Origin of the sequence: Derxia gummosa DSM 723, from assembly GCF_000482785.1 — a bacterium.
Lineage (GTDB): Bacteria > Pseudomonadota > Gammaproteobacteria > Burkholderiales > Burkholderiaceae_E > Derxia > Derxia gummosa.
Window position 1 is genome coordinate 307,444 of sequence record NZ_AXWS01000013.1, and the last position, 22,231, is coordinate 329,674.

Annotated in this window: 18 protein-coding genes; 9 read left to right on the forward strand and 9 right to left on the reverse strand. The window is 70.4% G+C overall.

Features of this window, described 5'->3' with window-relative positions:
- Window positions 1-96: 96 nt before the first annotated feature.
- Both H566_RS29020 and H566_RS0112055 read right to left on the reverse strand, forming a co-directional pair.
- A complete protein-coding gene (locus H566_RS29020; RefSeq protein WP_156924409.1) occupies window positions 97-561 on the reverse strand; it encodes a hypothetical protein in 465 nt (154 codons plus the stop codon).
- A 1,511-nt stretch (window positions 562-2,072) separates the two neighbouring features.
- Window positions 2,073-2,792, reverse strand: coding sequence for a pirin family protein (locus tag H566_RS0112055; protein WP_028311637.1), 720 nt, complete (start codon window positions 2,790-2,792; stop codon window positions 2,073-2,075).
- 145 nt (window positions 2,793-2,937) lie between these two features.
- Between H566_RS0112055 and H566_RS0112060 the strand changes: the two genes are divergently transcribed.
- Entirely contained in the window at window positions 2,938-3,846 is a 909-nt protein-coding gene (locus H566_RS0112060) for a LysR family transcriptional regulator (protein ID WP_028311638.1), read from the forward strand.
- Here the strand turns inward: H566_RS0112060 and H566_RS0112065 are convergent, their stop codons facing one another.
- The 4 genes from H566_RS0112065 to H566_RS0112080 form a co-directional block, all read right to left on the reverse strand.
- Window positions 3,847-7,050: an efflux RND transporter permease subunit gene (locus H566_RS0112065; RefSeq protein ID WP_028311639.1), complete on the reverse strand. Its 3,204-nt coding sequence runs from the start codon at window positions 7,048-7,050 to the stop codon at window positions 3,847-3,849.
- 10 nt (window positions 7,051-7,060) lie between these two features.
- Window positions 7,061-8,296 carry an efflux RND transporter periplasmic adaptor subunit gene (locus H566_RS0112070; RefSeq protein ID WP_028311640.1) on the reverse strand — a complete coding sequence of 412 codons (1,236 nt, stop codon included), beginning with the start codon at window positions 8,294-8,296 and terminating at the stop codon, window positions 7,061-7,063.
- A 14-nt stretch (window positions 8,297-8,310) separates the two neighbouring features.
- Window positions 8,311-9,603, reverse strand: a complete 1,293-nt coding sequence (locus H566_RS24710; protein WP_034411513.1) for a TolC family protein — start codon at window positions 9,601-9,603, stop codon at window positions 8,311-8,313.
- A 113-nt stretch (window positions 9,604-9,716) separates the two neighbouring features.
- Window positions 9,717-10,076 (reverse strand): hypothetical protein, encoded by a 360-nt coding sequence (locus H566_RS0112080; RefSeq protein ID WP_028311641.1) that lies wholly within the window; start codon window positions 10,074-10,076, stop codon window positions 9,717-9,719.
- Window positions 10,077-10,298: 222 nt separating this feature from the next.
- Here H566_RS0112080 and H566_RS0112085 point away from each other — a divergent pair, with 222 nt between their 5' ends.
- The 7 genes from H566_RS0112085 to H566_RS0112115 all read left to right on the forward strand — a co-directional run bounded on the left by H566_RS0112085 (window position 10,299) and on the right by H566_RS0112115 (window position 17,722).
- Entirely contained in the window at window positions 10,299-11,468 is a 1,170-nt protein-coding gene (locus H566_RS0112085) for a methyl-accepting chemotaxis protein (RefSeq protein ID WP_028311642.1), read from the forward strand.
- 14 nt (window positions 11,469-11,482) lie between these two features.
- Window positions 11,483-11,854, forward strand: a complete 372-nt coding sequence (locus H566_RS0112090; RefSeq protein WP_028311643.1) for a response regulator — start codon at window positions 11,483-11,485, stop codon at window positions 11,852-11,854.
- Window positions 11,851-12,201, forward strand: a complete 351-nt coding sequence (locus H566_RS24715; RefSeq protein ID WP_084545028.1) for an STAS domain-containing protein — start codon at window positions 11,851-11,853, stop codon at window positions 12,199-12,201. Before H566_RS0112090 ends, H566_RS24715 begins: the two co-directional genes overlap by 4 nt.
- Window positions 12,198-14,462 carry a chemotaxis protein CheA gene (locus tag H566_RS24720; RefSeq protein WP_051378684.1) on the forward strand — a complete coding sequence of 755 codons (2,265 nt, stop codon included), beginning with the start codon at window positions 12,198-12,200 and terminating at the stop codon, window positions 14,460-14,462. The genes H566_RS24715 and H566_RS24720 overlap by 4 nt, the downstream gene beginning before the upstream one ends.
- A gap of 61 nt (window positions 14,463-14,523) precedes the next feature.
- A complete protein-coding gene (locus tag H566_RS24725) occupies window positions 14,524-16,200 on the forward strand; it encodes a methyl-accepting chemotaxis protein (protein ID WP_034411515.1) in 1,677 nt (558 codons plus the stop codon).
- Window positions 16,201-16,203: 3 nt separating this feature from the next.
- Window positions 16,204-16,749 (forward strand): chemotaxis protein CheW, encoded by a 546-nt coding sequence (locus H566_RS0112110; RefSeq protein ID WP_084545029.1) that lies wholly within the window; start codon window positions 16,204-16,206, stop codon window positions 16,747-16,749.
- A gap of 10 nt (window positions 16,750-16,759) precedes the next feature.
- A complete protein-coding gene (locus H566_RS0112115) occupies window positions 16,760-17,722 on the forward strand; it encodes a CheR family methyltransferase (protein ID WP_084545030.1) in 963 nt (320 codons plus the stop codon).
- 93 nt (window positions 17,723-17,815) lie between these two features.
- Here the strand turns inward: H566_RS0112115 and H566_RS0112120 are convergent, their stop codons facing one another.
- Window positions 17,816-19,009, reverse strand: coding sequence for an MFS transporter (locus H566_RS0112120; protein WP_028311646.1), 1,194 nt, complete (start codon window positions 19,007-19,009; stop codon window positions 17,816-17,818).
- A 96-nt stretch (window positions 19,010-19,105) separates the two neighbouring features.
- Here H566_RS0112120 and H566_RS0112125 point away from each other — a divergent pair, with 96 nt between their 5' ends.
- Entirely contained in the window at window positions 19,106-20,074 is a 969-nt protein-coding gene (locus H566_RS0112125) for a LysR family transcriptional regulator (RefSeq protein ID WP_028311647.1), read from the forward strand.
- Window positions 20,075-20,095: 21 nt separating this feature from the next.
- Here H566_RS0112125 and H566_RS0112130 read toward each other — a convergent pair whose 3' ends face one another.
- Together H566_RS0112130 and ssuD are read right to left on the reverse strand one after the other, a co-directional pair.
- Window positions 20,096-20,947 carry an amidohydrolase family protein gene (locus tag H566_RS0112130; protein WP_028311648.1) on the reverse strand — a complete coding sequence of 284 codons (852 nt, stop codon included), beginning with the start codon at window positions 20,945-20,947 and terminating at the stop codon, window positions 20,096-20,098.
- A gap of 11 nt (window positions 20,948-20,958) precedes the next feature.
- Window positions 20,959-22,191, reverse strand: coding sequence for an FMNH2-dependent alkanesulfonate monooxygenase (ssuD, locus tag H566_RS24730; RefSeq protein ID WP_084545031.1), 1,233 nt, complete (start codon window positions 22,189-22,191; stop codon window positions 20,959-20,961).
- Window positions 22,192-22,231 lie beyond the last annotated feature (40 nt).

Consider the following 22,231-nt stretch of genomic DNA (forward strand, 5'->3'; position numbering starts at 1 on the left):
GACGGGAAAGCCCTTTTAGTGGACTTGAGGGGCGCGACGCTTGCGGCGCGTCCCAGCCCCCGTAGGAGGCAAACTCGAGCCACGGGTTAGGGGATTTCAAATATTGCATCTACTTATTTCTCCGCCAACCGCTCCGCTGCCGGAGTCGTCGGTATAAACGCCATAGAATCCCCCCTTTGTTTCTAGGCTCACTATCTTTGTGAGTTTGTCGTTAACGAAATACAGGCTGTACTCGCCATTACGTTCGGTTCTTGCAGGGAGCGGGACTAACCCAAGACAAACAACAGCACCAGACCTAACTTTTCGGGAGGATGGATATTTGTATATGACGAAATCATCTTGCAGCAGGTGTGTTTCTGGATTACCAAGCATGCTAACCACTTCGCTAGTTGAAGCACCAATCTCGATTTTTTTCGCATACTCTTTTGTTTCTTTAACTTCGCTGACGTATATCGATTTCTTTTCAACCTCAATCGGTTTCAGCGTTTCAACTCCGAGCCATACGCATCCATTGAGCGCGAGCATAAACACAAGGACAAGCAAGCGAGAAATACTAGGCATATATAACCCCTAATTAGATTCATCATGCACGCTGTGCCGGATAACGATTGAATTCAGCGGCCGCCGAAGGCGGTCCGCTGGAATGATGGGTTAGCCAGCGTTGAGTACCTCAGTGACGCGACCATTGCCAACGTGACGTGCCCCCTCATGAATTCGCCAAATGGTACCGACGGCCAGCGGCGGAAAGTTGGAAGGGTAAACAAATCGGACAACGGCCGAGCACGAGGCCCCTAGGTCAAGCCACCCTTGGCCCTCAAACGTCACGGAGCCTGGAATTGCGGATTCACACTCTGCGAAGAAATGATTCGGGCGAACGCCTGATTGATACCCAGCGGTCTTGCCGCTCACTGAGTTGGCGAACAGCTCCACCTCTGCTCGAACAACAAGAAGGTCTTGCATGTTGGCTAACGAAGCCCTTGTAGTTTGAGTTCAGCGGCCGTCAAAGGCGGTCCGCTGCAACGATGGGTTGGACCGCATAATTTGACTACTTGCTTGGTACGAACATGTAGACATTTGTCCCTTGCGGTTCGGATGTAAATAATCCAACTATGCCAAGCCACCCCGGCGAGTCAATGGGGAGTAGTCCAAATAAACTCATGAAACCGAAGACAATGAATTGAATTGCGGCTAATGTGAGCGCGACCTTCAGCGCACTTTTTGAAGGTTCAAGTGCCTTCGCGCGCGGTATGACGATCTGTACCAAGCGGCCTAGCAAGACAACGAAGCTCGTAAATAACAGCCCGCAAGCAACCCCCATTGTGATAGCAACGATACCAATTCCGCCGAAGGTCCTGCAGCTCCAATGCTGCGACCCGCAATCCACATCAGCGCTAAGCAGCGAGAAGCAAATAAGGCTAGCGATAACTGTGCTGGCTAATAGCCATGCCAGAGTAATTCGGGACGGTGCGTTACGCATGTGTTTTCTCTGCGGCCCAACTGGTTTTATCGTGCAAGCCGCGCTGGATAACAATTTATCCTGACGCGACACCTAGACCAAACTATAGCCGCAGCTGCTTGATTGCGCTGGCAATTTTCCTCAAAAGACAATTTTGTCCAAGTACTAAAACTCAAGGCAAAGGCAGCACATCCCGTCATAACGGAGTGGTGGCACTCGATAACACAGCGCACGCTTGATAACACCAGCGCAGTAGCGCAGAGGAATTCCTACAACTCAAGCATTTGAACGAATGATAAGTTAATTTCCCAATACCAATAGCGCATGCATCAATCCTTCCTGCACCCCACCCGCATCACTCACCCATTCCAATGACATAAGGCAATCATCCAATCCCTCTAAGAAGAATTGCCAATACTTCAGTGCGCAACGGCTGCAAGCCCCAGCAATCATCCGGCATTCATATAGCGACTCTTCCCGATTCATTTCCATCCATCCAGCACCGGAAAGCGAACCCGCCGAGCAGCAGCCCACGCAAGCGCACAAGCCCGCAAACCCGGCGATGCCCACAAGCCAAAAGCCGGCTACCCCTCCCCCGGCAACCGGCCCAATCCCATCAAAACTCCGGCAACTCATTCCCCCGCAGATCGAACACCAGCACCTCGGCCTCCTGCCCGTTCGCCAGCGTGATCTCCCGCGCATCGCGGATGCGCGCCCCGTCGCCTTCCCCGAGCCGCTCGCCGTTCACCTCGACGCTGCCGCGCGCCACATGCACATAGGCGTTGCGGCCGGCGTCGAGCGCGAGCGTCGCGGTCTCGGCGCCGTCGAACAGCCCGGCGTAGAGCCGCGCGTCCTGATGCACGACGAGCGAGCCGTCGGCGCCGTCGGGCGACACCACGAGCCGCAGGCGGCCGCGCTTTTGCTCGTCGCCGAAGCGCGTCTGCTGGTAGCCCGGCGCGACGCCCTTGCGGTCGGGCACGATCCAGATCTGCAGGAAGTGCGTGACGCCGGCCTGCTCGTGGTTGAACTCGCTGTGGCGCACGCCGGTGCCGGCGCTCATGAGCTGCACGTCGCCCGGCACGATGACCGAGCCGTTGCCCATCGAGTCCTCATGCGCCAGCGCGCCGTCGAGCACGTAGGAAATGATCTCCATGTCGCGGTGCGGATGGGTGCCGAAGCCCCGGCCGGGCTGGACGCGGTCGTCGTTGATGACGAGCAGGTCCGAGAAGCCGACCTGTTCCGGGTCGTGGTAGTGGCCGAACGAGAAGGTGTGATGCGAATGGAGCCAGCCGAGGTTGGCGAGGCCACGGTCTTGCGAGCGACGGATTTCAAGCATGATCTGCTCCCTGATGTTCGATCGGTTTCACGGTTCGTCGCTGGCTTGGTTGCGACGGCATGGGAAGGATGATCGGGCTCGGAGGCAGGCCCGCGGTCGAGTCTTTTGCAGGCCTATCATCGAAGTTTTCGAACATGGAGCGGCGATGCTCAGGCTCAGCCTCGATGCGATCGAGATCGTCGAAGCGATCGACCGCCACGGTTCCTTCGCGGCGGCGGCGACGCGGCTCAACAAGGTACCGTCCACCATTTCGTATTCGGTCGGCAAGCTTGAGGAACAGCTCGGCGTGAAGCTGTTCGAGCGCAACGGGCCGCGCGTGGCGCTCACGCCGGCCGGCGCCGAGCTGCTGAAGGAAGGGCGCTGGCTGCTCGCGGCGGCGGGCGATCTCGAATCGCGGCTGCGCCAGATCGCGACCGGCTACGAGACCGAGCTGCGCCTCGTGCACGACTCGCTCATCCCCACCGAGGCGCTGCTGGCCGACATCACCGCCTTCGAGGCGCTGGCCTGCGGCACGCGGCTGCGCCTGGGTGCCGAGGCGCTGACGGGCACCTGGGAGGCGCTGCGCGACGGCCGCGCCGATCTCGTGATCGCGGCCGGCGAGGGACCGGCGGGCGGCGGCTACCAGTCGGTGGAAGTGGGGCGGCTCGACTTCGCGTTCTGCGTCGCGCCGATGCATGCGCTTGCAAGGCTCGGCCGGCCGGCGACGCGCGCCGACCTGCTGCCGCATACGGCCATCGTCGTCGGCGACAGCGCGCGCAGCCTCACCGACCGCACCGTGGGCCTGCACTCCGGCCAGCCGCGCATCGCGGTGCCGACGATGACCGCGAAGATCGCCTGCCAGCGCGCCGGCCTCGGCCACGGCTTCCTGCCGCGCGCCTGCATCGAGGCCGATCTGGCGCGCGGCACGCTGGTCGAGCTTGAGGTGGAGGAGCCGCGCGCGCCCGAGCCCTTCCGCCTCGCGTGGAAGACCGGCGCCGACGGCCAGGCGCTGCGCTGGTGGCGCGCGCGGCTGAGCCGGCCGCTGGTGCCGGCGCTGCTGCCGCGCTCGCGCTGATCAGCCCGGCGCGGTCAGGCCCGGCGCGGCCCGCGCCCCGACGCGCCGTCCGTGCGCGAGCCGGTAGAGCACCGGCAGCACGAGCAGCGTGAGCAGGGTCGAGGACAGGATGCCGCCGATCACCACCGTCGCGAGCGGGCGCTGCACCTCGGCGCCGGTGCCGGTCGCGAGCGCCATCGGCACGAAGCCGAGCGAGGCCACGAGCGCGGTCATGAGCACCGGCCGCAGCCGCGTCAGCGCGCCCTCGCGCAGCGCCGCCTCCAGTCCGATGCCCTGCTCGCGCAGGCCCCGGATGAAGCTGAGCATCACCAGCCCGTTGAGCACCGCGACGCCGCACAGCGCGATGAAGCCGATCGCCGCCGAGATCGACAGCGGAATGCCGCGCAGCCACAGCGCCGCCACCCCGCCCGTGAGCGCGAACGGAATGCCGGTGAACACCAGCAGCCCGTCCTTCGCATTGCCGAACATCATGAACAGCAGCGTGAACACGAGCGCGAGCGCGACCGGCACCACGACCCGCAGGCGCGCCGTGGCCGATTGCAGGTTCTCGAACTGGCCGCCCCATTCGATCCAGTAGCCGGGCGGCAGCGCCGCCTCGGCGGCCACGGCCGCCTGCGCCTCGGCGACGAAGGAGCCGAGATCGCGGCCGCGCACATTGGCCGTCACCACGACGCGGCGCTTGCCGTTCTCGCGGCTGATCTGGTTGGGGCCGGGCTCCAGCGCGAGCGTCGCCAGTTCGGCGAGCGGCAGGTAGCGCAGCTCGTCGCCATGGCTGCGGCGCGGGTCGGCGGCATCGGCGCCGCCGGGGCGCGCGCCGGCCGGCAGCGCGATCGGCAGGCGGCCGAGCGCGTCGAGGTCGTCGCGGCGCGCGTCGGGCAGACGCACGACGATGTCGAAGCGCCGGTCGCCCTCGAACAACGTGCCGGCCACCGTGCCGCCGATCCAGGTCGAGACGCTGTCCTGCACGTCGCCCGCGTTGAGGCCGTAGCGCGCCGCGCGCTCGCGGTCGATGCGTACCGTCAGCACCGGCAGGCCGGTGGTCTGCTCCACCTTGACCTCGGCCGCGCCTGCAATCGCTTGCAGCCTCGCGGCCACGCGCGCCGCGCCGCGCTCGAGCAGCGCCATGTCGTCGCCGAACAGCTTGACCGCGACATCGCTGCGCACGCCCGAGATCAGCTCGTTGAAGCGCAGCTGGATCGGCTGCGAGAACTCGTAGGCATTGCCGGGCAGGCGCGCGAGCGTCGCCCGCACCGCTTCGATCAGCTCGTCGCGCGTGCGACGCGGCTCGGGCCATTGCTCCCGAGGCTTGAGCATCACGTAGGCATCGGAGATGTTGGGCGGCATCGGGTCGGACGCGACCTCGGCCGTGCCGGTGCGCGCGAACACGCGCTCGATCTCCGGAAACCGCGCCTTGAGCGTGGCCTCGATACGCTGCTGCATCTCGACCGATTGCGTGAGGCTGGTCGAGGGCATGCGCAGCGCCTGCACGGCAAAGTCGCCCTCGTTCAGGCTCGGCACGAACTCGCTGCCGAGCCGGCTCGCCATGGCGAGCGCGAGCGCCACCGCGCAGACCGCCGCCGTCACCACCACGGCCGGGTTGCCGAGCGCGCGTTCGAGCAGCGCGGCGTACACGCGGCGCGCCCAGCCGAGGATGCGCGGCTCGGTCTCGGCCACGCGCTTGCCGATGAACAGCGTCACCGCCGCCGGCACGAAGGTGACGGACAGCAGCATCGCCCCGAGCAGCGCCGCCACGACGGTGAAGGCCATCGGATGGAACATCCGCCCTTCCACGCCGCCGAGCGCGAAGATCGGCAGGTACACCACCATGATGATGAGCTGGCCGTAGATGAGCGGACGGCGCGCCTCGCGCGCGGCCTCGAACACCTGGGCGAAGCGCTCGTCGCGCGCGAGCGGCCGGCCGAACGCCTGCTGGGCATGGGCGAGCCGGCGCACGCAGTTCTCGACGATCACCACCGCGCCGTCCACGATGATCCCGAAGTCGAGCGCGCCCAGGCTCATGAGGTTGGCGCTGACGCCGCGCGACACCATGCCGGTGAAGGTGAACAGCATGGCCAGCGGAATCACGAGCGCGGTGATGAGCGCCGCGCGCAGGTTGCCGAGGAAGACGAACAGCACCGCGATGACGAGCAGCGCGCCCTCGACGAGGTTCTTGCGCACGGTGGCGATGGCCTTGTCCACGAGTTGCGTGCGGTCGTACACCGTCACCACCTCGACGCCCTCGGGCAGCGTGCGGCGGATCTCGTCCATGCGCCTGCCGACGGCCTCGGCCACGGCGCGGCTGTTCTGGCCGATGAGCATGAACACGGTGCCGAGCACGACCTCGCGGCCGTTGTCGGTGGCGGCGCCGGTGCGCAGCTCGCGGCCGATGCCGATGCTCGCCACGTCGCGCAGGCGCACGAGGCTGCCGTCCACGGTCTTGACGACGATGGCGCCGATGTCGGCGGCGGTCGCCACCTGGCCCGGCGCGCGCACGAGGTATTGCTCGCCGCGCTTCTCGATGTAGCCGGCGCCGACGTTGGCGTTGTTGCGGCCGATGGCGGCGGCTAGCTCGCGCAGGTCGAGGCCGTAGGAGGCGAGCCGCGCCGGGTCGGGCGCGACCAGGTACTCCTTGGTGTAGCCGCCGATCGAGTTGATCTCGGTCACGCCGGGCACGGTGCGCAGCTGCGGGCGGATCACCCAGTCCTGGATCTCGCGCAGGTCGGTCGGCGTGTACGGCGCGCCGTCGGGCTTGCGCGCGTCGGGCCGGGCCTCGACGGTCCACAGATACACCTCGCCGAGGCCGGTCGAGATCGGGCCGGGCGCGGGCGTGATGCCGGCCGGGAGGTTCTCGCGCACCTGGGCGAGCCGTTCGCCCACGAGCTGGCGCGCGAAGTAGATATCGGTGCCGTCCTCGAAGATGACGGTCACCTGCGACAGGCCGTAGCGCGACAGCGAGCGTGTCTGCACGAGGCGCGGCAGGCCGGCCATCGCGGTCTCGATCGGGAAGGTCACGCGCTGCTCGGTTTCGAGCGGCGAATAGCCGGGCGCGGCGGTGTTGATCTGCACCTGCACGTTGGTGATGTCGGGCACGGCGTCGATCGGCAGGCGCTGGTAGCTCGCGACGCCGAGCGCGGCCATGCCGAGCACGGCGAGCAGCACGAGCCAGCGCTGGCCGATGGCGAATCGCAGGAGGCGTTCGAACATGGCGGCTCCTTCAGTGCGAATGCTCGGCGCTGCCCTTGGCCAGATCGGCCTTGAGCAGGAAGCCGTTGCCGGCGGCATAGGTCTCGCCCGGCGCCAGGCCCGCGACGATCTCGACCTGCGCGCCGTCGGCCCGACCGGTCGTGACCGGCCGGGCCTCGAAGCCGACCGCGGTGCGCACGAACACCGAGGGCCGGTCCTCGACCGTGTGCAGCGCGTCGGCCGGCACCGCGACCGCCACCTTCGCCTGGCCCGCGACCACGCGCGCGTTCACGAACAGGCCCGGCCGCCACAGCCCCTGCGGATTGGGCAGCACGATGCGCGCCGTGGCGCTGCGCGTGCTCTCGCCGAACAGGTTGCCGACGTAGGACACGCGGCCCTCGACCGGCGCGCCGCCGCCGGCGGCCGTGACCGAGGCGCGCGCGCCGACCGGCACCTTGCCGATGTCCTGCGCGCTGACCACGAGATCGATCCACACGGTGGACAGGTCGGAGATCATGAAAACGCTTGCATCGGCCGCGACCGACTCGCCGAGCGCGAGCCGCTTCTCGACCACGATGCCGTCGAAGGGCGCCCGGATGGCGAGCCGGCCGAGCGCGGACGGGTCGGCGGCGAGGTCGGCGCCGAGCGCGCGCAGCCGGGTCTCGGCATTGCGCTGCTCGATCTCGGCCTCGCGCAGGGCCTGGCGCGCGAGCAGGTAGTCCTGCTCGGCCGACACCTTGGCTTCCCACAGCCGGCGCTCGCGCTCGAAGGTGGCGGCGGCGGTCTCGCGCCGTTCGCGCGCCGACAGCAGCGCGGCGCGCTGTTCCGACAGCGTGGCGCTGCCGATCACGGCCAGCACCTCGCCGCGCCGCACGCGCTGGCCGAGGTCGGCCGCGACCGACTCGACCACGCCCGCGACGCGCGGCACGACCTGGGCCGTGCGGTCGGCGTTGAAGCGAACCTCGCCGTGGAAGTCGGCGCCGAGGTCGAGCGTGGCCGGGCCGGCGCTGGCGACGGTGATGCGGCTGGCGGCGATGACGGCGTCGGGCATCGCGATGGCGTCGGGGGCGGCGGCGTGGTTGGCCCCGTGGTCATCGCCGTGGTCATGGTCGTCGCCGTCGTCGTCGTGCGCGCCGGCCTTGCCGCCGTGGTCATGGGCTTCGGCGGCGGCGCCGGGCGCGCGGCCGTCGTGCAGCAGGATCGCGCCGCCGGCAAGCGCCGTGGCCGCGACCAGCGCGAGGAGGGTGAAGAGATTGGTTCTGGTCATGGGGAATCCGGTGGTCAGAAGGCGGGCGTGCCGAGCAGGCGTTCGAGTTCGGCGGCGGCGCGCCGGGCGTCGGCGAGGGCGCGCAATTGCTGGGCGCGCACCTGGAACAGCGTCCGCTGGGCGTCGAGCACGTCCAGCACGCCGAAGCGGCCGAGCGAGAAGCCGAGCGTCGCGGCGTCGCGCGCGCTGCGGGCGTCGGGCAGCAGGCTGTCGTCGATGAGCGCGGCCTGGCGCCGCGCGCTGTCGAGCAGCGCCGCCGCCACGCGCGCCTCGCCCTCGACCCGCAGCGCGGTCGCGCGCACGAGGTCGCGGCCCTGGTCGGCCCGCGCGAGCGCCTCGCGCAGCAGGCCCTGGTTGCGGTCGAACACCGGCAGCGGAATCGACAGGCCCACCAGCGCCTGGTTGCGGCCCAGCTCGTTGTTGCGCTGAAGACCGAGGCCGACGTTCACATCGGGCACGGCACGGCTGCGCTCGATGTCGACCTGGGCCTCGCGGCGGGCGGCGTCGTGGCGCGCCGCGACCACCTCGGGCGCGGCATCGACCAGCTCGGCCAGCCGCGCGGGCGCGGGCGCGGCGGGCGGCAGCGTCAGCTCGCCATCGGGCTCACCCAGTTCGGCCGGCGCCAGCGCCAGCAGCGCCGCGAGCCGGGCGCGCGCCGCCTCGCTGTCCTGGGCGGCCTGGCGCGTCTCGATCTCGACCGCGCCGAGCGCGAGCCGCGCGCGCGTCTCGTCCACCGGCGACACCTTGCCGGCGGCGACGCGCCGCGCCACCACGTCGAGCGCCTCGCGCGCCAGCGCCGCCGATTCCTCCGCGAGCTGCCGGCGACGGCGCGCCGCGAGCGCATCCCAGAACGCGGCGGCGACGGCGGCGCGCAGCGCGAGCGCGCGGGCCTCGACGAAGGCACGCGCGCCGTCCTGGCCGCGCTCGGCCGCGCGCCGGCGCGCCTCGCGCTTGCCGCCAAGTTCTATCTGCTGGCTGATCTGGAAAGCGCTGGTGCGGCTGCCGCTGCGCAAGTCCTCGACCGAGCCGGACAGCACCGGATTGGGCAGGCGGCCTGCCTGGTCGAGCAGGCCGTCGGCGGCCTCGATCTCGCGCCGGGCGGCGGCGAACTCGGGCTGGCGGTCGAGCGCGAGGGCGAGGGCCTGGTCGAGCGTGAGCGGCGCGGTGGCACGGGCGGAAGCCGCCACGCCGGGGTCGGGCTGCGCCGTCGCCGCCAGCGCCGGCGGGCAGGAAAGCGCCGCGCCCGCCGCGAGGGCGAGCAGCAGCATTCGCGCGGCGACGGACTGCGCGGGCATGGGGTGAGGCATCGAATTCTCCGAAGGTGAACGGGGAGGAATCCGACGAGCGACATCACCCGGCGCGGCGCCGGCAGGGCGCCACGCAGGCGGGAATCAGGAAGCGGGGAGAGTCGGCTCGCCGGTCAGGCCGGGGCGAGCCACTGGGGGCGGTCGATCGCGCGCGGATCGGCCGAACTGAAGCGCGCGGGCGGCGCGAGACTGCCGGCATGGGCGAGCGGCGGCGAACCTGCAAACCTGTGCATCGCCGGCAGCGATTGGGTGAAGTTCATGTGGCAGGCGCCGCAATCGCCGTCCTGGCCGAAGGCCGGACGTCCGCCGTCATCGGCAGGGACATCGGCGGCCGGGGCCTGATGCTCGTGCGCGTGATGCGCGAAATGGCTCGCCTGCTGGCCCGATTCATGACCGCATGCCGAACCCATGCCGGCCCAGACGGACTGGAGCGACATGAACGCGAGCAGGACGATGACGAGAAGGCGGGGCATGCGAAGAAGTATAGCCGCGGCGTCTTATGCGGCCTCTAGCACGCCGCACGGGCGGCGGCCGACCACCAATCAGCACCCAACTGCGGGTTATCCCGCACAGGAAGTGTCCACACGAGATCTAGGGCATTCCACCCCGTCTGCTCCAACGATCGAAGCCGGATCGCGGCTGGCAGTCTCGACCGCAAGCGCCTCCGCTTCCGATCGACTCACGGAAAACTGCCCATGCCCGCATCAGTTGCCCGCCCCGCCACTGCCGGCGCCAGCCTGCTGCACAGCCCCGTCCTGCGCGTGACCCTCGTGGGCGCGCTCGGCCTCGTCATTGCCGATGGCCTGTCCGGCGCGCGCTGGCCCGCCCTGATCCTGCTGCTCAGCTTCGGCGGCTGGGAAGCATGGCGCGCCAGCCTGCCCGCGCGCGACGGCGCCGACCGCTCGGCCTCGGCCGCCGATACCGCCGCGGTCGGCGTCGGCCGCGCGGCGCTGCCGGTCTGGACCCGCCTCGTCGACTACGCGCGCCACTGCGGCGTGCAGGCCATCGACGAGCTGGCCAACCGCTTCTCCACTCTGTCGGGCCGGCTGCGCGCCGTGACCGAATCCGGCAACCAGCACGGCGGCGACGCGATGCTGGCCGCCGTCGAAGAAACCCGCGTGCGACTCGACGCACTCATGAAGCGCCAGGAAACCGCGCTGGCCGAACGCACCCGCCTCATGGACGACGTGATGGCCGCCGGCGAGTTCGTCGACCAGCTCCAGAAGATGGCCGGCCAGGTCGGCCTGCTCGCGCGCCAGACCACGCTGCTGTCGGTCAACGCGGCGATCGAGGCCGCGCGCGCCGGCGAGCACGGACGCGGCTTCGGCGTGCTGGCCCAGGCGGTGCGCGAGCTGTCGCAGCAATCGGGCGCGACCGGCGCCGAGATCGCCAGCGTGGTCGCGCGCTTCGACAGCTTCATCCGCGACGCGCGCCGCAACTGCGCCGATCTCGCCCGGCAGGACCAGGGCATGTTCGCCGAGGCCAATGCCTGCATCGGCGAGGTGGTGGACCACCTGCGCGGCGGCACCGACCAGCTGCTCGACGCCTCGCGCGCGCTGACCGACGAAGGCATCGCGATCCGCCACGAGATCGACGACATGCTCGTCTTCCTGCAATCGCAGGACCGCGTCAGCCAGATGCTCGACCACACGCAGCTCGACCTCGCGCGCTATGCCGCGCTGCTCGACGCCAGCGCCGCCGAACGCGCCGCCGCCAGCCCGATGCAATGGCTTGCAACGCTGGAGGCGAGCTACACCACACCCGAGGAACAGGCCGCGCATGACGGCCGCCCGCTCGAATCCGTCCAGCCACCCGCCGGCACCGCTTCCACCTCGACCGCCAGCGCGGCGGTCGATTTCTTCTGAGCAAGGAGAACCGCGTGACCCCCAAGAAGATCCTCGTCGTCGATGACTCGTCCTCGTTGCGCTCGTCGGTGCGCACCGCGCTTTCGGGCGCGGGTTACGAAGTCGTGGAGGCCGCCGACGGCGCTCTCGCGCTCCAGCAGCTCGACGGGCGCAAGTTCCACCTCGTCATCAGCGATCTCAACATGCCCAACCTCGACGGCATCGGGCTGGTGACCGCGCTCAAGGCCAAGCCGGCCTACCGCTACACGCCGGTGCTGATGCTGACCACCGAGTCGGCCGCCGCCAAGAAGGAAAAGGCCAAGGCCGCCGGCGTGAAGGCCTGGATCACCAAGCCCTTCACGGTGCCGGTGCTGCTCGACACCGTGTCCAAGCTGGTGATCGCATGAGCGCCGCGCGGCTCGACATCGAGGGCGAGCTCACGATCTATGTCGTGCACGAGCTGAAGGACCGGCTGCTCGCCGCCTTTCCGCCCGACGGCCACCTGCGGCTCGACCTGACGCGCGTGGCCGAGGCCGACGGCGCCGGCCTGCAATTGCTGCTGTCGGCCGAACGCGAGGCCGAGGCGCGCGGCGGCCGGCTGATCGTGGCCGGCGCCTCGCCCGTCGTGCGCGAGATGCTCGCGCTCGCCAACCGCGCCGACCTCATCGACGACGACGCGCCCGCCGCCGGCACACCGGCCGGCGCCGATGCCGACGCCCCCGCCCCGACCGCCGCGCTGGAGCTGACCGAATGAACCTCGACGAAGCGCTCTCGCTGTTCGTGTCCGAAAGCCGCGAGCTGCTCGAACAGATGGAGGCCGGCCTGCTCGAACTGGAGCAGCGCCCCGGCGATCCGGAAGCCATCAACGCGATCTTCCGCGCCGCCCACACCATCAAGGGCAGCGCCGGCATCTTCGGCTTCGACGCCATCGTCGGCTTCACGCATGTGGCCGAAAGCGTGCTCGACCAGGTGCGCGAGGAAGTCATCGGCATCGACCCGCCGCTCGCCAGCCTGCTGCTGCGCAGCGGCGACTACCTGCTCGAATGGATGGACGGCGTCGCCGCCGGCGCCGGCGACGAGCGCGACGCGTCGATGCTCGAACGCGGCGAGGAACTGGTGACCGCGCTCGGCCGCTATCTCGAGCCCGGCGTGGGCAGCGCGCCCGTGGCCGCGCCGCCGGCCGAGGCCGCGGCGCCCGCGCGCATCGCCGCCGACGCGAGCGGCACCGAGCACTGGCACCTGTCGCTGCGCTTCGGGCGCGAGCTGTTCCGCGACGGTTTCGACCCGCTCAGTTTCGTGCGCTACCTCGGCAGCATGGGCGAGATCGCGCATCTCGAGACCTGCGCCGCGAGCCTGCCGCGCCTGTCGGAGTACGAGCCCGACGACTGCCATCTCGGCTTCGAGATCGCCTTTCGCGGCGACGGCGGGCGCGAGCGCATCGCCTCGGCCTTCGACTTCGTGGCCGAGGAGAGCGACATCCGCCTGCTCGAGCCGCATGCGCCGCTGTCCGACTACCGCGCGCTGGCCGAGGCCCGCGCCGCCGCCGGCGAGCCGATCGCCGAGCTGCTGCGCCGCTGCGGCTCGCTCGACGAGGCCGAGCTGGCCGCGCTCGCCGCGCCGGCCGACGCCGAGCCCGCCTGCGACGCCGATGACGACGCGGCGCCGGCCATCGCGCCTCACGCCACGCCCGCCACCGCCCCGGCCGCGCGCGCCGGCGGTGCCGCGCCGGCCCATCCCGCCACGACCGCCCCCCGCACCGCCGCCGAGGCCGGCGACGCGCGACGCGCCGACGCCGCGCCCGCCGCGCGTGGCGGCGACGTCAACATGGTCCGCGTCGACGCAAACAAGCTCGACCATCTCATCGACCTCGTGGGCGAACTCATCGTCGCCGGCGAGGGCGCGGCGCAGATCGCGCGCCGCAACCGCAACAAGGAACTGATGCAGGCCACGGCCCAGGTCGGCCGGCTCATGGAAGAGGTGCGCGACTGCGCGCTCAACCTGCGGATGGTGCAGATCGGCGGCACCTTCAACCGCTTCCAGCGCGTGGTGCGCGACGTGAGCCAGGAACTCGGCAAGGACATCGCGCTGCGCATCACCGGCGGCGAGACCGAGCTGGACAAGACCGTGGTCGAGAAGCTGGCCGATCCGCTCACGCACCTCGTGCGCAACTCGATCGACCACGGCATCGAGAGCGCCGCCGAACGCGAGCGCGCCGGCAAGCCGGCCCAGGGCACCGTGAGCCTGCACGCGTATCACACGGCCGGCTGGGTCGTGGTGGAGGTCGGCGACGACGGCGGCGGCCTGAGGCGCGACCGCATCCTGGCCAAGGCGGTCGAGCGCGGCCTGGTCGCGCCCGACGCCACGCTCAGCGACCGCGACGTGTGGCAGCTCATCTTCGAACCCGGCTTCTCGACCGCCGCGCAGATCAGCAACCTGTCCGGTCGCGGCGTCGGCATGGACGTGGTCAAGCGCAACATCACCGCGCTGCGCGGCAGCATCGACATCCGCTCGCAGGAAGGCGTGGGCACCACGATCTCGATCCGGCTGCCGCTCACGCTCGCGATCATCGACGGCTTCATGATGGCCGTGGGCGGCGCGGCCTACGTGGTGCCGCTCGACACCGTGGTCGAGTGCATCGCGCTCAACGGCCCGGCCATCAACGGCCAGGGCTGGCTCGACCTGCGCGGCGAGGTGCTGCCGCTGGTGCGCCTGCGCGAGCTGCACGAACTCGGCGGCGAGCCGGGCCGGCGCCAGAACGTGGTCGTCGTCGATGGCGGCGGCATGCGCGTCGGCATCGTGGTCGACCAGCTCATGGGCGAGTTGCAGACCGTCATCAAGCCGCTCGGCAAGGTGTTCCGCCATGTGCGCGGCGTGGGCGGCTTCACGATCCTCGCCAGTGGCGCCGTGGCCCTGCTGCTCGACGTGCCCACGCTCATCCAGGAAACCGCGAGCCGCGCCCAGCGCGGCTGTGACGCGGGCGTGTCCACTCCCTCCGAAGCGCTTGCGATGCGCTGAGCACGCCGCCGCTCCAACCTCCAACAAACCGCTTTCGTCCCCGCTCCCAGGAGAGCACCCAATGAACCGACTTACCGTCACGCAGAAATTCGCGCTGCTCATCATCAGCGCCCTGATCGGCATCGGCAGCCTGAGCGCGCTCGCGCTGCGGCAGATGGAGAAGGTGTACGAGGCCGCCAGCTACGGCACCGTGAACACCGTGCCCAGCCTCATCAATCTGGCCGAGCTCAACACCACGGCCGCCAAGGTGCGCGTGATGACCTGGCGCCTGCTCGCCAGCAACAAGGCCGACGAGCGCGAGGATCTGGAGCAGAAGATGCGCGCCCTGCTGCCCAAGATCGAGGACACGATCCGCCAGTACGAGGCCAACTACCTGTCGGACGACAAGGACAAGGCGCTGATCGGTCAGGTGCATTCCGCGATCCAGACCTGGGTTGATCTGCGCTCCCAGGCGGTCAACCTGGCGCTGGCCGGCAAGCGCGAGGAAGGCGTCGAGCTGCTCGGGCGCAACCAGGCCGCCTTCGCGCGCATTGAGGAAGCGCTGAACGAGCATCGCGCCTACAACGAGAGCCTCGGCAAGGCCGGCGGCGAGCGCGCGGTCGAGGTGCGTCGCGATGCCAATGTCATGAGCCTCACGGTCGCGGCGGCCACCCTGCTGGTGGTGACGATGATCGGCGTGTTCATCGCGCGCAGCCTCATCAAGCAGCTCGGCGGCGAGCCGGCCTACGCGGCCGAGGTGCTCGAGCGCGTGGCGGGCGGCGACCTGACGGTCAAGGTCAGGCTCAAGGCCGGCGACACGACCAGCATGCTGGCGACGATGAAGGACATGGTCGATCGCCTCGCCGACACCATCGGCCAGGTGCGCAGCGCCTCGGGCGCGCTGGCCTCGGCCTCGGAGCAGGTGTCGGCCACGTCGCAGTCGATGAGCCAGGGCGCGAGCGAGCAGGCGTCGAGCGTGGAAGAGACCTCGGCCTCGATGGAGGAGATGTCCAGCTCGGTGCAGCAGAACGCCGAGAACGCGCGCATCACCGAAGGCATGGCGAGCAAGGCCGCGCGCGAGGCCGGCGAAGGTGGCGAGGCGGTGCTGGCCACGGTGGCGGCGATGAAGACCATCGCCGAGAAGATCGGGATCATCGACGACATCGCCTACCAGACGAACCTGCTGGCGCTCAACGCCGCGATCGAGGCGGCGCGCGCCGGCGAGCACGGCAAGGGCTTTGCCGTCGTGGCCGACGAAGTGCGCAAGCTGGCCGAGCGCAGCCAGGAAGCGGCGCAGGAAATCGGCGAGGTGGCCAAGTCGAGCGTGTCGCTGGCAGAGCGCGCCGGTTCGCTGCTCGACACCATCGTGCCGTCCATCTCCAAGGCGTCGGACCTGGTGCAGGAGATCACCGCCGCGTCCAACGAGCAGTCGTCGGGCATCGGCCAGATCAACACCGCGATGGCCCAGCTGGCCCAGCTCACGCAGCAGAACGCCGCCGCGTCCGAAGAACTGGCCGCGACCGCCGAGGAGATGAACTCCCAGGCCGACCAGCTCGAACAGCTCATGGCCACCTTCACGATCGACGGCACCTCGCGCGCCGAGGTGGCGCGCACGCTCCAGCGCGTCGCGCGCCGGCCGCAGCCGGCGGCACGCCCCGCGGCCGCGCGCCCGGCGCCGATCGCCGCGCGCCAGACCCGCACGGCGCCGCAGCGCACGAGCGAGGCCGAGCTTGAGGAATTCGTGCCCTTCGAGGATTGAGCCATGAGCCAGCCACAACTCGCCGCCGTGGGCGGCCGCGCGCCGGGCCGCGCCACACCGGCGCAGACCAGTCAGTACCTCGTGTTCTCGCTTGCGCGCGAGCAGTTCGGCGTGGGCACCCAGCGGGTGCGCGAGATCATCGAGTACCGCACGGTTGCCAGCGTGCCGATGGTGCCGCGCTACATGCGCGGCGTGATCAACCTGCGCGGCGCCGTCGTGCCGGTGATCGACCTCAACGCGCGCTTCGGCCGCGCCGAGACCGAGCTGTCGCGCCGCACCTGCATCGTCATCCTCGACGTGCAGGCCGGCGACGAGACCCATGTGCTCGGGATCATCGTCGACAGCGTGACGGCGGTGCGCCAGATCGAGGCCGACCAGATCGAGCCGGCACCGAGCTTCGGTGCGGGCATCCGTGCCGACTTCATCGAGGGCATGGCCAAGGTCAACGGCAACTTCGTGATCCTGCTCGACCTCGCTCGGGTGCTGTCGGTGGACGAGCTGTCGGCCATCGAACTCGGCGCCGAACGCGGCGCGGCGGCCGCGGCCTGAGCGGGGCAGCATGCCGAATTCCGCCGTGGCGGATGCGGTTGCCGACGGCGCCGGACCGGCGCGCGCCGACCGCCGAGCCGGTCCGCGTCCGCCGGCTCCCGCCAAGGAGCCGGGGCCGTCGGGCCTGACCGCGACCCGCGCCGCCGGCACGACAGGCGCCGGCTACCTGAACGGCGGGCCGCGCCTGCCGTTGCCGCTGTTCCGTCAGCTGCGCGAGCTGTTCGAGCGTGAGAGCGGCGTGCATCTCAAGGACGTGAAGCTGCCGCTGGTCGAGGGCCGGCTCGCCCGCCATCTGGCGCGGCTCGGCGCCGACGGCTGGGACGACTACCTCGCGCGCGTGCGTGCCGACACGAGCGAGCGCCAGCACTTCATCGACCTGCTGACGACCAACGAGACGCACTTCTTCCGCGAGCCGGCGCATTTCGAACTGCTGCGCGACACGATCCTGCCCTCGCTGCCGCCGGGCCGCCGGCCGAACCTGTGGTGCGCCGCCAGTTCGACCGGCGAGGAGCCCTACACGCTGGCAATGGTGCTGGCCGAGGCGCTCGGCCCGACCGGCTACGACCTGCTCGCCTCCGACATCAGCACCCGCGTGCTGGAAGTGGCGCGCGCGGGGCGCTATCCGGTCGAGGACGCGGCCGACATCCCGGCGCCGCTGCGTCGGCGCTGGTGCCTGCGCGGCACCGGCTCGCAGGAAGGGCGCTTCGCGCTCAGCCCGGTGCTGCATCAACGGCTGCGCTTCGAGCAGATCAACCTGTGCACGCCGCTGCCCGCGATCGGACCCTTCGACGTGGTGTTCCTGCGCAACGTGATGATCTATTTCCCGCCCGCGACCAAGCGCCGCGTGGTGGAGAGCGTGACCCGCACGCTGCGCCCTGGCGGCTGGCTCATCACCAGCCATTCCGAATCGCTGCACGGCTTCAGCGACGAGCTGAAGACCTGGCGGCCGTCGGTGTATCGCAAGCCCGAGTGAGGCCGGCGCCGCCTCGGGCATGACCGGACGGGAGCGCGGACCGGCCGGCGCTCGTGGCGGCCGGTCCGCGCCCTGCCCGACCGGCGCCACGCTTCACCCCCGCAGGCGCACCACCAGCGCCGCCACCGAAGCCAGAACCGCCAGCAGCACTACACCCACCCAGCCGGCTTGCGCCAGCGCAAGACTGCCGAGTGCCGCACCGCTCGCCATGCCGACGAACACGCCCACGAACAGCAGCGCGTTGAGCCGGCTGCGCGCGGCCGGGTCGAGACCGAAGACGATGGTCTGGTGCGCGACCAGCGTGGCCTGGATGCCGAAGTCGAAGCCCACCGCGCTCGCCGCCACGAGCCACAGCCGCGCCTGCGGCGGCAGCGCCGGCATCAGCGCCATCGCCGCGAAGCTCGCCGCCGCGAGCGCCGCGCCGACCCGCGTGACGGTGGCCGGGCCGCGCCGGTCGGCCAGCCGGCCCGCGAGCGGCGCCGCCAGCGCGCCCGCCGCGCCGGCCAGCCCGAAGGCACCGGCCACCCCGCTCCCGAGACCGAAATCGCGGTCGAGCATCACCGCGAGCGTGGACCAGAAGGCACTGAAGCCGACCGACAGCAGCCCCTGCGCGAACGCCGCGCGGCGCAGCTCGGGCCGGGCGCGCCACAACTCGCCGAGCGAACCGATCAGGCGCGCCCAAGGCAGCGTGCTGGTCGGCGGGATCGACGGCAGCCAGCGCGCGAGCGCCAGGCCGACGAGCGCGATCGACGCCGCCGCGCCCGCGTACACCGCGCGCCAGCCCCAGTGCGCCGCGATCACGCCGCTCGCCACCCGCGACAGCAGGATGCCGAGCAGCAGCCCGGTCATCACCGTGCCGACGATGCTGCCGCGCCGTTCGGCCGGCGCCAGCGTGGCCGCCGCCGGCACGATGTCCTGCGCGAGCGTCGCCACCAGCCCGAGCAGCGCGCTCGCCACGGCCAGCGCCGCGAAACCCGGCGCCCAGGCACTCAGCAGCAGCGCCAGCACCAGCAGCACCGCCTTCGCGAGGATGACGCGGCGCCGATCATGCAGATCGCCGAGCGGCGTGAGCAGCAGGATGCCGGCCGCATAGCCGAGCTGGGTGAGCATCGGAAGCAGACCGACCGCGCGCTCGCTCGCGCCCAGATCGCGGCCGAGCAGCGCCAGGATCGGCTGGCTGTAATAGAGCGACGCCACCGCCAAGCCGCAGCCGGCCGCAAGCAGCAGCACCAGGGCGCGCGCCGGACCGGCACTCGCGGACTCATGCGTGACAGGAATGGAGGACATGAAAGCACCTCGACTTGTGGAAGTGCCGTGAGTGTCCGCCGACGGACGGCCAAGGCGGAATACCCGCCGCAGGCAAGCCGGCTATACGCTCGGCGTATGGACAAACTTGAACTCGACGCCGCCGGCGGCCAGGACCGGCTCGCTCTCCTGCACAGCTTCGTGACCGTGGTGGACGCCGGCTCGCTGTCGCGCGCGGCCGCCCGTCTCGGCACCACCCAGCCCACGATCAGCCGCCGGCTCCAGCAGCTCGAAGCCCTGCTCGGCCTCAACCTGCTGCAACGCACGACGCGCGGCGTGCGCGTAACCGAGGACGGCCAGCGCTGCGCCGAGCGCGCGCGCGAACTGCTCGGCGACTGGGACGCCCTCGCCACCGACCTGCGCGCCGGCGGCGAACAGGCGCGCGGCAATCTGCGCGTGGTCGCGCCGCATGCCTTCGGTCAGGCTCAGCTCGTCGAGCCGCTGGCCGACTTTCTCGCGGCCAATCCGGAGGTGAGCGTCGAATGGCTGCTGCACGACCGCCTGCCCGATTTCGCGCGCGCGGGCATCGACTGCGCGATCCATGTGGGCGACGTGGACGACGAATCGCTGGTGGCGATCGGCCTCGGCGAGGTGACGCGCGTGATCATCGCCGCGCCCTCGCTGCTCGCGCGCCACGGCGGACGGGCCGAGACGCTGGCCGAGGTCGGCGCCCTGCCCTGGCTCGCCTTCGGGCACTTCTACCGGACCAGCGTGCGCCTGCGCGACACCGCGAGCGGCGAGCTGACCGAGCTGCCGATCACGCCGCGCCTTACCACCGACAGCCTGTTCGCGCTGCGCAACGCGGTGCTCATGGGCTGCGGCGTGGCCGTGGTGTCGGCCTGGAGCGTGATCGACGACATCGCCGCCGGCCGCCTCGTGCGGCTGCTGCCGGGCTGGCAGGCGCCGCCGCTGCCGGTGCGGCTGCTGTATCCGCAGGCCAGCCATCTGCCGGCGCGGCTGCGCAAGTTCATCGAACTGATGCGCGAGCGGCTGCCACGCATCGCGGGGGTGATGCCGCCGGGCAGCCAGAGCGCCGGCGACAGCTAGCGCCGCCGCCGGTCGCGCGGCTCACAGCCCGAACAGCCTCGCCGCATTCCCGTAAAAGAACTTCTCCGCCACCTCGTCACGCAAGCCAAGCGCCAGCGCGTCATCGATGCTCTGCCGGATCGGCCGGAAGGTGTACGACGAGCCGAACAGCAACTGGTCGGCCAGAAAGCCGTTGGCCGCCTGCACATAGGCCTCGCTGCCGGGCTGGAACAGGTACATGTCGGGCACGAGATGCACGTTGTCGTAGCGGAAGGCGACGCCGATCGCCTGCTGCACATTGGGCCACCAGCCGTGGTAGCAGACGAGCGGCAGCGTCGGATAGCGCTGCGCCACGCGCGCGAGCGGCGCCGGATCGTTGAAGCGCAGGTCGGGCGTGGTCGGGCCGGTCATCAGGAACACGGGCACGCCGCGGTCGCGCGCGTATTCGTAGATCGGGAAGTAGGCCGGGTCGTCCACATGACGCGGCGGCTCGCCGAAGCCCGGTTCCAGGTCGATGCCCGCGAGGCCGAGCACGTCGATGGCGCGCGCCGCCTCGGCCAGCGCGGCCTCGGTGCCTTGCAGCACCGGGTCCACCGCGCCGATGCCGATCAGCTCGTCATGCCCGCGCACGATCTCGTGGATGCGGTCGTTGGGCAGATGCTGGGCCGGCGTGTGGCGGCCGACGATGACCGCCTTTGCAAGCCCCGCGTCGCGCACCTCGGCCAGAAAGCCTTCCTGCGTGAGCGAGCGTTCGAAATGGTTGTCCGGCCCGCGCGTGCCGACGCGCCGGTTGAGCCAGCGCGCGGTCGCGTGGGCCGCGTTGCCCGGCGTCGCGCCGAAGAAGTCGTGCAGAAAGGCCGGGCGGCAGCGCAGGTCGATCACCTTGTGGGACATGGCGGCGCTCCTCAGGCACGCGACGCGGCGTCGGCATAGCCGCCGGTCGCGGCAAAGCTCGGCAGCGGCGCGGCCTCGGGCCGGCTCGCGGCGGCGCGCGCATCGGCCGGCGCGGGGGCTTCGCCGCCGAGCGTGCTCGCGTCGAACGGCCCGCCCGTGAAAGCCCTTGCATCGCTCGTCACCGGCTTCTTGCCGGGCAGCAGCGGGAACACCAGCTCGGCGAAGCGGTAGGCCTCCTCCAGATGCGGATAGCCCGAGAGCACGAAGCGGTCGACGCCGAGATCGACGTACTCCTTGAGCCGTTGCGCGACCGTCTCCGGATCGCCCACCAGCGCCGTGCCCGCGCCGCCACGCACCAGGCCCACGCCGGCCCACAGGTTGGGGCTGACCTCCAGCCGGTCGCGCCGGCCGCCATGCAGCGCGGCCATGCGCGCCTGCCCGACCGAATCCATCTTCGCGTAGCGCGACTGGATCTTCGCGATCGTCTCGTCGTCGAGGTTGCGGATGAGGCGGTCGGCGTCGGCCCAGGCCTCGTCGTTCGTCTCGCGCACGATCACGTGCAGACGCACGCCGAAGCGCACGGTGCGGCCCCGGGCGGCGGCGCGCCTGCGCACGTCGGCGATCTTTTCCGCCACGGCGGCGGGCGGCTCGCCCCAGCTCAGATAGGCGTCCACATGCTCGGCCGCGAGTTCGTGCGCGGCCTCGGACGAGCCGCCGAAGTAGAGCGGCGGATGCGGCTTCTGCACGCCCGGAAAGTAGTTGCGGCTGTCCACCACCTTGTGATGCTTGCCGCTGAAGTTGACGGTCTCGCCCGCGAGCACGGCCTTCCAGATGCGCAGGTATTCGTCGGCGGCTTCGTAGCGCTCGTCATGCGAGAGGAACACGCCGTCGGCCGCGAGTTCGGCTGCGTCGCCGCCGGGCACGACGTTGAGCAGCACGCGGCCCTGGCTGGCCTGGTCGAGCGTCGCGGTCGCGCGCGCCACCGACACCGGATTGCCGAGCGAGGTGCGCAGCGCAACGAGGAACTTGAGCCGCTTCGTCTGCGGAACCATGTGCGAGGCGACGGCCCAGGGGTCGTGGCAGCCGCTGCCGGTGGGGATGAGCACGCCGTCGTAGCCGAGGTTGTCGGCGGCGACGGCCACCTGGCTCAGATAGTCGAGCGTGGGCGGGCGGCCGAAGCCGGACTTGCCGAGATAGCGGGTGTCGCCCGAGGTGGGCAGGAACCAGAAGATGTCGAGGGACATGACGTGATGCGTCCTTGGCGAGGCAGGTGAGCGGAGCGCG